Annotated in this window: 10 protein-coding genes; 8 read left to right on the top strand and 2 right to left on the bottom strand. The window is 44.5% G+C overall.

The window, feature by feature from the left end; all coding sequences use genetic code 11:
• Positions 1-131 precede the first annotated feature (131 nt).
• Complete coding sequence (locus tag ACYQ2C_RS11580; protein WP_460102733.1) at positions 132-2,126, bottom strand: alpha/beta hydrolase family protein; 1,995 nt, start codon at positions 2,124-2,126, stop codon at positions 132-134.
• A 160-nt stretch (positions 2,127-2,286) separates the two neighbouring features.
• Here ACYQ2C_RS11580 and tilS point away from each other — a divergent pair, with 160 nt between their 5' ends.
• The 8 genes from tilS to truD all read left to right on the top strand — a co-directional run bounded on the left by tilS (position 2,287) and on the right by truD (position 11,400).
• On the top strand, positions 2,287-3,690 hold the full coding sequence (gene tilS / locus ACYQ2C_RS11575) for a tRNA lysidine(34) synthetase TilS (RefSeq protein ID WP_460102731.1): 1,404 nt from the start codon (positions 2,287-2,289) through the stop codon (positions 3,688-3,690).
• Positions 3,691-4,203: 513 nt separating this feature from the next.
• The gene (locus ACYQ2C_RS11570; protein ID WP_460050763.1) at positions 4,204-5,835 is read left to right on the top strand and encodes a CTP synthase; all 1,632 of its coding nucleotides are present in this window, start codon (positions 4,204-4,206) and stop codon (positions 5,833-5,835) included.
• Between the two features lie 89 nt (positions 5,836-5,924).
• Entirely contained in the window at positions 5,925-6,788 is an 864-nt protein-coding gene (kdsA, locus tag ACYQ2C_RS11565; RefSeq protein ID WP_460102728.1) for a 3-deoxy-8-phosphooctulonate synthase, read from the top strand.
• 147 nt (positions 6,789-6,935) lie between these two features.
• On the top strand, positions 6,936-8,228 hold the full coding sequence (gene eno, locus ACYQ2C_RS11560; protein ID WP_460050759.1) for a phosphopyruvate hydratase: 1,293 nt from the start codon (positions 6,936-6,938) through the stop codon (positions 8,226-8,228).
• Between the two features lie 181 nt (positions 8,229-8,409).
• Positions 8,410-8,703: an FtsB family cell division protein gene (locus ACYQ2C_RS11555; protein WP_460050757.1), complete on the top strand. Its 294-nt coding sequence runs from the start codon at positions 8,410-8,412 to the stop codon at positions 8,701-8,703.
• 44 nt (positions 8,704-8,747) lie between these two features.
• Entirely contained in the window at positions 8,748-9,497 is a 750-nt protein-coding gene (gene ispD, locus ACYQ2C_RS11550) for a 2-C-methyl-D-erythritol 4-phosphate cytidylyltransferase (RefSeq protein ID WP_460050755.1), read from the top strand.
• A 183-nt stretch (positions 9,498-9,680) separates the two neighbouring features.
• On the top strand, positions 9,681-10,154 hold the full coding sequence (ispF, locus tag ACYQ2C_RS11545) for a 2-C-methyl-D-erythritol 2,4-cyclodiphosphate synthase (protein WP_460102725.1): 474 nt from the start codon (positions 9,681-9,683) through the stop codon (positions 10,152-10,154).
• Between the two features lie 175 nt (positions 10,155-10,329).
• Positions 10,330-11,400, top strand: coding sequence for a tRNA pseudouridine(13) synthase TruD (truD, locus tag ACYQ2C_RS11540; RefSeq protein WP_460102722.1), 1,071 nt, complete (start codon positions 10,330-10,332; stop codon positions 11,398-11,400).
• Between the two features lie 162 nt (positions 11,401-11,562).
• Here truD and ACYQ2C_RS11535 read toward each other — a convergent pair whose 3' ends face one another.
• A complete protein-coding gene (locus tag ACYQ2C_RS11535; protein ID WP_460050749.1) occupies positions 11,563-11,802 on the bottom strand; it encodes a hypothetical protein in 240 nt (79 codons plus the stop codon).
• Between the last annotated feature and the right edge of the window lie 289 nt (positions 11,803-12,091).

Below are 12,091 nucleotides of genomic sequence, written 5' to 3'. Positions count from 1 at the left end.
TCTTGCGACACTAGGATATGTCGCTAATTTCAAGAACGATAAGTGATTGAAGTTGTGAAAAATTGGAAATTGCATTTTCAATTTCTGTCCTCTGATTAAATCATGGCTGGGTTAATCAGAGGTTTCTATCGTTAAATACTTAAATTCTGTATTTCGACCGCTTCTATTTTTTCACTTAATTCGAAACCAAATATTTTGCTGTAAAAGTACAGTTCACCTTCTACCGAGCGAATCATGTTGTTGGCTTGTCTAAATCCGTGGCCTTCTTCTGGGAAAAGCACATAAGCAACCGGAATTTCTTTTGCGTTCAGGGCATTTACCATCGCTTCTGCTTGGTTGGGAGGTACAACCTTGTCTTGGCCACCTTGGAAGAATATTACCGGACAATCCAGTCGCTCAACGTGATTGATGGGCGAGCGCGAAACGTAAGTTGATTGGTCTTCTGGGTATTTGCCAATTAACGAATCTAAATAACGCGACTCAAATTTATGAGTATCGGTAGCGAGTGTTTCTAAATCACCAATGCCGTAATGGCTGGCACCCGCCTTAAAAGTTGATTCAAAAGTTAGTGCTGCAAGTACGGTGTAGCCGCCAGCGCTGCCGCCTTTTATAGCCAGTTTATTAGCATCGGCCAAACCTTTTTCGACTAAGTAATTTGCGGCGCGGCAAACATCTTCAACATCTTTAACACCCCAGTTATGATTTAACGCTAAACGGTAATCACGGCCGTATCCAGTGCTGCCGCGATAATTAACGTCAACCACGGCAAAACCGCGTGAACACCAATATTGAATTTTAATATTAAACGCGGTGCTGCGAGCGCTGGTTGGGCCGCCGTGAGCCATAACAATTAATGGTGGTTTTTCGCCGTCTGCTGCGCAATATTCTGTGTTGTGAGGCGGATAATAAAAACCATGGGCTTGCTCGCCTTCAGGGCCAAATTCAATGGCTTCTGGAATGGAAAAGACGTCTTCTTGTAAATCGGTGGGTATGCTTTTAACAATTTCGAAGATGAGTTCGTCTTCGTTTTCGGAATTTAAATCAATAATGGCAAGTTCGCTGGGTGTTGCAGCATTACTGCCAATAAACGCAAATTTATTGTTGCTGACTGCCATGTTGGCGATATCTGAACAATCGCTTTCGATAACGTTACAATCACCGGTTTGATAATTAATTAATGCCAATTGCCAAATGTTGCGAATATTAAAACAGCAAGCGATGGTTTCTACGTCGATAAATCCCCACGTGGATAATCCAAAAACCCATTGTGGTGTGGCAAATTCGGCGTCGGCGAAATTTAATTCTGCTTTTAATAAAGGCTGCCAGTTTTGTTGTTTGTATTCGTAAAAGTGCCACCAGTTGTCGCGATCACAAATACTGATTACCGTATTGGTTGCACTCCATTGCGGTTGAAAATGAGATTGCGGTGCTTCACCAGCGGCAACACCAGCAATGGCAGTGATGTCGTCCAAGGTACCTTGTGAATTAATTATCGCGGTAAACACCGAGTTGCTTTCCCATGGCATGGCTGGATGATTCCAGCTGATCCAAACCAATTGATTACCATCGAGCGATAAGTTTGGCGATGCGTAAAAATCATCTCCTGTTGCAAGCACGGTGGTTTCTCCGGTATTACAATCAACGGCAACTAACTCGGCTTTTTCTTCGATGTGATGGGATTGATCGTCTGCGGATTTATGGCTGTGGTCTTCGCGAATGCAGATAATTCGATTTTTATGGCTATCGATTAATAAATCGGCGTAGCGATAGGGGCCTTCGGCGGTAATAGCCGTGGCTTGAATTGGTTGGGTTTGGGTATCCACCTTATAAATGCGCTGATCATAACCCGACACAAAATAGACGATGTGATTTGCGACGGTATAGCTGCCACCACCATACTCGTTGGCCTTGGAGCGCGAGCTCATGTTTTCTGGAATAACATCGCTAATATTGCCGTTACCGTCTTTTTTAACGATGCAATTGCGGCCTTTTTCATTAGGGCGAAATTCCAACCAATACAAATCTTCGCCATCCCATTTGGGTTCGGCCAAACCTAGGCTCTGAGAGACAATGTGCTGTGCGGAGATTTTTGAAGGCCAACTGCCGTAGGGAAGGGTTTTTTTCATGATGAATTCTTTTATTGGGTCAGTTTAGATGCGTCGGTTCGTAGCTATTGCTGTTGAGTAGAAGTCTTAAGAGACGCGTTTGCGACATGGTAAACTTTAGGCGAAACTCATCCAACCTTAAAACACCCGTTATGAGCACTGCTTTTTGGCGCAACGTTTAATGACTCACTTTTTTGACGCTTTATATGATGATCAGCTGGCCGCGATAAACGGTCACCAAGCAGATGTTTGGGTGGCCTACAGCGGTGGGTTAGATTCAACGGTGTTACTGCACTCGCTGGCGGAGTACGCGAAGCGTAATCACACGGGTTGGATTGTACGAGCGATTCACGTCAATCATGGTTTAGCGCAAGACGCCGATGCGTGGCAGAAGCATTGTGAAAATTTCGCACAATCACTAGGTATTGAAATTCAGTCTTCCAAAGTGCTTGTGTGCGCCGATGGCGAGGGCATTGAAAACGCGGCGCGTGAAAGCCGTTATGCAGTGTTTCGCGGTTTTGTTAGGCGCGGCCATTACCTGTTAATGGCGCATCATTTGGATGATCAAGCCGAAACCGTGCTGCTGCGTTTAATGCGTGGTGCCGGTGTAAAAGGTTTGGCGGGCATTCCTAAAGAACGACCATTAAGTGCAGATGTACAAGCATCTAGCGGAACTCTTATTCGACCTTTATTGACGACACCGCGTTCAACGTTGGAAGAATATGCTCGGGCGTTGAATTTACGTTGGGTCGAAGATCCCAGTAATACACAGAATCATTTTGATCGTAATTTTATTCGTAATCAGGTTTTACCCTTGTTGGCGACTCGCTGGCCAGATGCCAACCAGCAATTGGCGCAAAGTGCGCGGCTTTGTCGCAAAGCCTTAGGTTCTTTATCTGAATTAGCAGAAGATGATTGGCGCAGTCTTGAGGGGCGAGTCGAAAAAGCCAGCGTTTCAGTCTCTATCGCGCGGCTGAAAAACCTGTCTGAGAATCGCCAGTTTTATGCGTTGTCTTTGGGCTGCGAGAAACTTGGTTTGCCGCCACTCAATCAACAACAGTTTCGTGATGTTCAAACGCAAATTCTTGCTGGCGAAACCGTATCTGGCACTCCGTGTGTGCATTTGAACCCACAATTTGCTGTAACTGGCTTTCAAGGGCGACTGCATTTTATTGAAACCCAAGTACTTGAGGCCACAAATGCAAACACGGAAATGGGCAATTTAACCTTGAGCCTTGAACAGCCAATTTACCTAAATGGCTGGCAGCTGCGATTACAACCTCAAGGGCATCTTAACAGTCGCTCAGAGAGTTTTACGGTTTCGTTTCGCCAAGGAGGTGAGCGTGCTCATCCATCGTTTCGGCATCGATCGCAAACACTGAAGAAGGTTTTGCAAGAGCAATCTGTGGAGCCTTGGTTGCGTGCCTGTGTGCCTTTGATTGCTGATCCCCAAGGTTTGGCGGCGGTCGCGGATTTTTGGGTTGAAAAAAGCGCTTGGTGTGAAAATTCAGAAGAGGGTTATTCAGTGATTTGGCAATATCAGAGTGATTGGTACCAGTCTGTTAAAGCTTTGAGGAACGTCTGATTAATAAGAACTTCATCGATACCTTTCTGACTCCATCAAAAAAAGATGCCTGAGTTGGCTCTTAATTTCCTTGATCCGGCCGCATTGTGAAAATCGGTTATACAATTATTTGGTAGCTCTTTATGAGTGTTTGTTGATAAAAACATTGTAAAGAAGGAGTGGTGAGTGGACGAGTAACGGTACTGGTCATTAGTTGTCTAGGTCTTTGTTTTGGTCAACTTTCTTGGTTGAGAACGGCCAAAAATGTTGTTCCGATCAGCAAACAAAAGCCTCTAAGCTATTATTAATTGAGGCAAAAGTTCGAATCTGGTAATCTGGCGCCCCATCTTGGAGATGGGTAGTAATTCCCGCCAGTTGCCAAAAAAATTCGTTCGTTTTACGCAGAATTTAAACGCGATAAGACAAACCCTACCTTGGTTTGGCAACACGATTACGGCTGATTCTGCTCCTTCTGCTAGACACGAGATTCATTCGCACAAAATTCAATTCAACACAGTGCTCACAGGTCAATCAATGACACGCTATTTGTTTGTAACCGGCGGTGTAGTTTCATCGTTGGGTAAAGGTATTGCTTCCGCATCTCTCGCGGCGATTTTAGAATCGCGCGGTTTAAAAGTGACCATTCTTAAGCTTGATCCCTACATTAACGTGGATCCGGGTACCATGAGTCCGTTCCAGCACGGCGAGGTTTTCGTAACCGACGACGGCGCTGAAACCGACCTAGACCTTGGTCATTACGAGCGCTTTATTCGCACGCGTATGACTCGCCGCAACAACTTCACTACCGGTCGTGTCTACGAGACTGTACTTCGTAAAGAGCGCCGAGGTGATTATTTAGGCGGCACCGTTCAGGTGATTCCACACATTACCGACGAAATTAAACGCCGTATTATCGAAGGCGGCCAAGACGTTGATGTAGCGCTTGTTGAAATCGGTGGCACCGTGGGTGATATCGAGTCGCAACCGTTCTTAGAAGCCGTTCGGCAGCTTAAAATTGAGTTGGGTGCTAAGCGCGCGCAGCTAATGCACTTAACCTTGGTGCCTTACATCGCCACTGCTGGCGAAACCAAAACTAAGCCTACGCAGCACTCTGTAAAAGAACTTCGCTCCATTGGCCTTCAGCCCAACATTTTGTTGTGCCGTTCTGAGGTAGAAGTTGACGCAGACTCGCGCAAAAAGATCGCGCTATTTACCAACGTTGAAGAACGTGCGGTGGTGCCTTTAGCCGATGCTAGAACCATTTACGCCATTCCTAGAATTTTGATGGAGCATGGTCTTGATCAAATCGTTCTAGAAAATTTTGACATGCAAGCGCCTGAAGCTGACTTGAGCGAATGGGATCGTGTGGTAGAAGGTAAGCTAAATCCAGAGCACAAAGTTACTGTAGCCATGGTTGGTAAGTACATGGACTTGCCAGACGCCTACAAATCATTGATCGAATCGCTAATTCATGCCGGTATTCACACCAGTACGCGCGTAAATATTAACTTCATCAATGCAGAAGACGTTGAAGAGCAAGGCATTGAACTGATCAAAGACGCCGACGCGATTTTAGTGCCGGGTGGTTTTGGCGAGCGTGGTTTGGATGGCAAGTTAACCGCCGTTCGATACGCGCGCGAGAACAACATTCCTTATCTGGGTATTTGTTTGGGGATGCAAACCGCGGTTATCGAATACGCACGTAACGTGGCCGGTTGGACCGATGCTAACAGTACTGAATTCAACCAACAAAGCCAGCATCCGGTCATTGGTTTGATCACCGAATGGTTGGATTCAACCGGTAAGCGCGAAACGCGTGATGAATCCTCTGATTTGGGCGGTACCATGCGTTTAGGTGCCCAAGAATGTCGCTTGGTAGAAGGCAGTAAGAGCCGTGATATCTACGGTAGCGAAATGATTGTCGAGCGCCACCGTCATCGCTACGAAGTTAACAATAACTTCCTTGATGGCCTTCAAAAAGCGGGCTTAAAAGTAGGCGGTTGGTCTGCTGATGATAATCTGGTTGAGATGATTGAATTGCCAGAGCATCGTTGGTTTGTGGCGTGTCAGTTCCACCCAGAATTCACCTCAACACCGCGCGATGGCCATCCGTTGTTTAAGAGTTTCGTTTTAGCGGCACTGGATTACAACCAATCAAAAGGCTGAGCAGATGGAAACTCTGGGTAAACCAGAGTTTCTTGACGTTTACTCACGAGCGCCAGATTCGCCGAATTTAAAAAGAGCAAGAGAGTTTCATGACAACATCGAACAGCAAAACGGTAGTTTCTGTAAAAGGTATTGAGGTGGGCAACCATCTACCTATGGCATTATTTGCCGGAATGAACGTGTTGGAGAGTCGCGATCTCGCCATGCAGGTTGCAGAAACCTTCAAAACTGCAACCGACAAGCTAGGCATTCCCTACGTATTCAAAGCGTCTTTCGATAAAGCCAATCGCTCTTCCATTCATTCCTACCGAGGTCCAGGAATGGAAGAAGGTTTGAAGATTTTTGAAGACGTAAAAAAAGCGTTTGATGTACCGGTAATCACCGATGTGCATGAGCCCTATCAATGTCAGCCGGTTGCAGAAGTCGCCGATGTGATTCAGCTGCCAGCCTTTTTGGCTCGTCAAACCGATTTGGTTGAAGCTATGGCCAAAACCGGCGCCGTAATCAACATTAAAAAGCCGCAATTTATTTCGCCGCCGCAAATGAAAAACATCGTTGAGAAGTTTCGTGAATGCGGTAACGATCAACTGATTTTGTGTGAGCGCGGCAGCTGCTTTGGTTACGACAACTTAGTAGTTGATATGCTTGGCTTTAAAACCATGAAAGACGTTAGCCATGGTGCGCCAATTTTATTTGACGTAACCCACGCCTTGCAATGTCGTGATCCTAACGGAGCGGCTTCTGGTGGTAGACGTGAACAGGTTGCCGAACTGGCTCGCGCCGGTATTGCTGTGGGTATTGCAGGTTTGTTTTTAGAAGCGCATCCAGAACCGGCTAAAGCAAAGTGTGACGGCCCAAGTGCGCTGCCATTGCAGTTGGTTGAACCTTTCTTGGTGCAAATGAAAGCCTTTGATGACCTGTTAAAGTCTCAACCTGAATTGATTATCGAGTAGTTTTGTCGGCTTTAGATGGTACAATTCGCACCTGACTAAATTTATTCTTCAAGCGAGCGCTGAATATGGACGATTTGCCTCGCTTGTAGCCTTTCAACATTAAGACTCAAGTCTTTACTTTTAAATTTAAATGCTTGGAGCTAACGCATGACCAAGATCGTTGATATCAAAGCTTTTGAAGTGCTTGATTCCCGTGGCAACCCAACCGTAAACGCCGATGTTATTCTAGACTCCGGCGCTGTGGGTTCTGCTTGTGCACCGTCTGGTGCTTCTACCGGTTCGCGCGAAGCGCTTGAACTGAGAGATGGCGATAAAAGCCGTTACCTAGGCAAAGGTGTATTGAAAGCCGTTGAAAACATCAATACCACCATCAAAGATCTTCTTGTGGGAATGGACGCAGCCGATCAGCGTGCAATCGACACGGCAATGATCGAAGCAGACGGTACCGAAAATAAAGCAAACTTCGGTGCTAACGCTATTTTGGCGGTTTCACTGGCGGCGGCAAAAGCCGTTGCTATTGAAAAAGGCATTCCTTTGTATCAGCACATTGCCGATATCAACGGTACTTCTGGTCAGTACACCATGCCAGTACCTATGATGAACATCCTTAACGGTGGTGAGCACGCTGATAACAACGTTGATATCCAAGAGTTTATGGTGCAGCCAGTTGCGGCTAAATCGTTCTCTGAAGCACTTCAAGTCGGTGCCGAAATCTTCCATTCACTGAAAAAAGTATTGGTTGCCAAAGGCTTAAACACCGCTGTGGGTGATGAAGGCGGCTTTGCACCAAACCTCTCTTCGAATGCCGAAGCATTGGCTGTTATCAAAGAAGCCACTGAAGCCGCGGGTTACAAGCTGGGCGAAGACGTAACGCTTGCCCTTGATTGCGCGTCTTCCGAATTCTACAAAAATGGTCAATACGATCTTTCCGGCGAAGGTAAAGTGTACTCTTCAGAAGGCTTCACCGATTTCTTGGCGGAGCTTTGCGATCAATTCCCAATTATCTCCATTGAAGACGGTCAAGACGAGTCTGATTGGGATGGTTGGAAGTACCAAACCGAAAAGTTGGGCGAAAAGGTTCAATTGGTTGGCGACGATTTGTTTGTTACCAACACCAAAATTTTAAAAGAAGGTATTGAGAAGGGCATTGCTAACTCAATTCTGATTAAATTTAACCAAATTGGTTCTTTGTCTGAAACTCTAGACGCGATCAAAATGGCCAAAGACGCTGGCTACACGGCAGTAATCTCGCACCGCTCTGGCGAAACCGAAGACACCACCATTGCCGATTTGGCCGTTGCTACCGCAGCAGGGCAAATTAAAACCGGTTCTCTCTGTCGTTCAGACCGCGTTGCCAAGTACAACCGTTTGTTACGCATCGAAGCCGAATTAGGAACTGATAAAGCTCCTTACCGTGGTAAAGCGGAATTTACAGCGTAAGCATTGAGCGTATGAAACAGTTTCGGTCATCGCCGGAGCTGTTTCGAGTTCACATTAATAATTCGTAACCCTTCTCAAATTAAACTTTTTGCCTTAACGTCCATCAAAATTTCGTGGTTTACATCCGAACAGTTGTTGGTTCGGCTAAAATCTTATTTGTCGTAATACATTGTTGGTGCCTATGAAAGTAACCATCGCCATATTAACCGTGCTGCTTTTAATTCTGCAGTTTCGTCTATGGATTGGTGAAGGTTCACTGGCTAATGTTGCGCAACTAGAAACCGCCATCAGCGAACAAAAAACCCTAAACAGTATTGACGCCGAGCGTAATCAAACACTCGAAGCCGAGATTTTACTGTTAAAGAGTGGCCATGAATCAACCGAAGAAATTGCTCGTGAGCAGCTCGGTATGATCAAAAACGACGAGACTTTTTATTTGGTTGTCGATGAAAAACCAGCCGAAAAAAAGCGCTAAGCTCCCTTCTTTTGTAAACCCCTAGCTGTGTCTGCTTCCATCTTATGAATGAATCTACGAAATTCTGGGCGGTAATACCTGCGGCTGGAATCGGCTCTAGAATGGCAAGTGATATTCCCAAACAGTACCTGAATATTGCCGGTAAAACGATTCTAGAACATACGCTCTCCATTTTTTTAAACAGTCCTAAAATACACAAAGTGGTAGTGGCCATACGGTCAGACGATTCATTTTGGCCAAATACTGCAATAGCTTCGGAATTTTCTGAAAAACTGGTGACCGTTACCGGTGGCAGCGAGCGTGCAGATTCGGTATTAAATTGCTTGAACTATATAAAAAGCTTAGGCGATAACAAGAGCGACTGGGTTTTGGTGCACGATGCGGCGCGGCCCTGTTTGCAATCTTATGAATTGCATCGAATGATGGATTCTTTGCAAATTGATGACGTGGGTGGGCTAATGGCACTCCCGGCCTCTGATACAATCAAGTATGCAAAGGCGTTTGTTTCTGACGTTAACGATCAAAGTTCTCAAAACACGGCTTTTGCAAGTGTAGAAACTACGTTAGATCGCAAGCGAGTTTGGTTGGCACAAACGCCGCAAATGTTTCGGCTAGAGGTATTACACAACAATATCGCCAAAGCGCTTGCGCTAGGTTTACCTATTACCGATGAAGCATCTGCCATGGAAATGGCTGGGTTCAACGTTAAGCTTTACCCAGGTAGAAGCGATAATCTTAAAATAACGGTTGCCGAAGATTTACGTGTCGCTACGGCGATTTTGTCGCAATCTTAGAGCATTATTTACCGGCAGATTTATCGCTAAATTGCGTTCTCATTGACGTGCTATTCTAGTGTTTATGAGTCTGTAAGAATTCTGATCAAGCAATTATTTCTGATAACATTATCGGCGTTTGTGAAGATTTGGCGCAAAACAAACTCCTAAAAATAAACGCATACAGCGAGTAGAGGATACCCAATGAGAATTGGACAAGGATTTGATGTTCACGCTTTTGGTCCCGGCGATCACATTGTTATTGGTGGTGTAAGCATTCCTTACGAGCGCGGTTTAGTGGCACATTCGGACGGCGACGTACTACTTCATGCATTGTGTGATGCGCTTTTAGGTGCTGCCGCTTTGGGTGATATTGGTCAGCATTTTCCCGATACCGATCCCGCTTTCAAAAATGTTGATAGCCGCGACCTGCTTCGAGAAGTGTATCGAAAAATTCAAGAAAGCCAGTATCAACTGGTTAACGCCGATATGACCATTGTTGCCCAAGCTCCAAAAATGGCACCGCACATTTCAGCAATGGTCGAAAAAATTGCCTCCGACCTGCAAACCTCTACCGATACAATCAACGTGAAAGCCACAACAACCGAATACCTAGGGTTTACCGGCCGTAAAGAAGGCATTGCCGCGTTTGCGACGGTACTGCTGCAAAAAATCTAACCAATATGAATCGGTTTAAATGTTTAACTGAGCATTATTAAACTTATCTGCTAATAAAGTTATCAGCTAATTACTTCAGAATTAGAGAAATAATTAGTGGTTTATCTACTTATTAACTTCTTGGCTTTAATCACCAATTGCTGCGATTAAAGCCCATTAATACAGAGCTTGTCTTTTGGATTCATCTAATCAAACCCCTGCTGATCAAACTCAACCATCCGGCCCTTTATTTGATATTAATTTCCCAAAAGCATTTGGTGAGCTGAATACTTTTGCAAAATTCAAAGAACAGCCCGGCGATTTTTTTGTGCAAGAAGTTCTCGAAACAGAATTTGCAGGCACAGGCGAGCATGTTTATTTGTTTATCGAGAAGGTTGGCCAAAATACCCATTGGGTGCAAAAAGAGCTGGCCAAATTTTGCGGTGTAAACTCCAGTGATATTGGTGTTGCCGGGCTAAAAGATCGAAATGCAATTACCCAGCAATGGTTTAGTATTTATTTGCCTAAAAACCAAGATAAAAACTGGAGTGAATTTAATTCCGAATTTTGGACGGTAAAAGACGTTCGCACGCATACCCAAAAATTACGCAAAGGCTCACACACAAAAAACTATTTTCGCATTTTGTTGCGAGAACCAAGCTTTGTTAACAGCACGAACGACGCAAGCTCGTCAAATTTAACCAGCCTACAAGAAATTCTTGATAGTAAATTGCAAAAAATCCAGAGCGCGGGTGTGCCGAATTATTACGGAGCACAACGTTTTGGGCATGATGCGAATAACTTGTCTCTGGCGAAAGATTGGTTTGAGGCCGGTAAGAAAATCAAAAATCGCACGCTAAAAGGATTGGTGTTATCGGCAGCACGCTCTTATTTATTTAATACTGTATTAGCAAAGCGAGTTTTAGAAGGAAATTGGAATAAACTTGTTGATGGTGATATTGCTGATCCAACAAACACTCAGTTTCCGACCGGGCCTTTGTGGGGGAGAGGGCGCTTAGCGACGGATTCGCTCGCGAAAACCCTCGAGCAACAAGCCCTAGAAACATTCTCGGTTTGGATTGATGCGCTGGAGCATCAAGGATTATCTCAAGAGCGGCGACCGCTGGTGTGTTTGCCCGAGGAAATGACTTGGTCTTGGCAAGAACAGAACCTAGAGATTTGCTTTTCACTAAAACCCGGTGAATTTGCTACGTCAGTTCTGGGTGAGTTATTAAGAGTTGTTGAGCCTGAACATCGAGATTATTAACGCGTACTTATTTTGTTAATCGTAAAATAATTTATTGCGGTTAATTTTTAGCGCTGAATTTTTTGTCTTTCGCCCTTTGTACAGACTTTTAATCACGAACAATTACAAAGGGCGAAGAGTTACTAGCTGAGCAAGCATTGGCAAGAAGTTTTAACGATTAGTTTAAGCTCTGTCACGAAATGAAAGATCACGATCTTTTTGTAGTGAACTGTAAATTTGGCAGCGTTCTTTTAATGCTTGATGAAGGTTGTTGCGATGTTCGAATTGCTCGGAACCGGCGAACTCTATTGCTGAAATAAGCTTTTCCAATTTGCTAATTTCTTTCTCTAAGGTTTGGAGAAGAATACGGTTATCTAAACTTTTAGTCCCTACAAGTGTCGTGCTTTTATTGGTTTTTTTCATTTCCCAGCCCTAATGATTAGTAGAAAATATAGAAATTCGCACTTACGTATAAGTAGGTGTAGCTCATGTGAGAAAAATCTCACACTGTGTAGGTAATTTTTTAGAATACTTTACACTTTTGTATTAATTGAGTGATCAGTTACGGGTATAAAATAATTTACTAATAAAAATTGTTTGAGGTTCTTCGCTAACTGTTCGGTTTTTTCATTAACTTAAGGAAACTCTGATTAACCTAGAGTTTCTCGCGACACAAGGATGTGTCGCCAATTTCAAGAACGGTAAGTGATTG

Source organism: Sessilibacter sp. MAH3, assembly GCF_054658275.1.
Note: the sequence above shows the minus strand (reverse complement) of the source record. Positions and strands in the feature narration are given on the sequence as shown.

What these genes read in the sequence shown, in the direction of transcription:
- eno (WP_460050759.1), top strand. Translation starts at nt 6,936, where the DNA reads ATGACCAAGATCGTTGATATCAAAGCTTTTGAAGTGCTTGATTCCCGT.
- ACYQ2C_RS11570 (WP_460050763.1), top strand. Translation starts at nt 4,204, where the DNA reads ATGACACGCTATTTGTTTGTAACCGGCGGTGTAGTTTCATCGTTGGGT.
- ACYQ2C_RS11555 (WP_460050757.1), top strand. Translation starts at nt 8,410, where the DNA reads ATGAAAGTAACCATCGCCATATTAACCGTGCTGCTTTTAATTCTGCAG.
- ACYQ2C_RS11580 (WP_460102733.1), bottom strand. Translation starts at nt 2,126, where the DNA reads ATGAAAAAAACCCTTCCCTACGGCAGTTGGCCTTCAAAAATCTCCGCA.
- kdsA (WP_460102728.1), top strand. Translation starts at nt 5,925, where the DNA reads ATGACAACATCGAACAGCAAAACGGTAGTTTCTGTAAAAGGTATTGAG.
- tilS (WP_460102731.1), top strand. Translation starts at nt 2,287, where the DNA reads ATGACTCACTTTTTTGACGCTTTATATGATGATCAGCTGGCCGCGATA.
- ispF (WP_460102725.1), top strand. Translation starts at nt 9,681, where the DNA reads ATGAGAATTGGACAAGGATTTGATGTTCACGCTTTTGGTCCCGGCGAT.
- ispD (WP_460050755.1), top strand. Translation starts at nt 8,748, where the DNA reads ATGAATGAATCTACGAAATTCTGGGCGGTAATACCTGCGGCTGGAATC.
- ACYQ2C_RS11535 (WP_460050749.1), bottom strand. Translation starts at nt 11,802, where the DNA reads ATGAAAAAAACCAATAAAAGCACGACACTTGTAGGGACTAAAAGTTTA.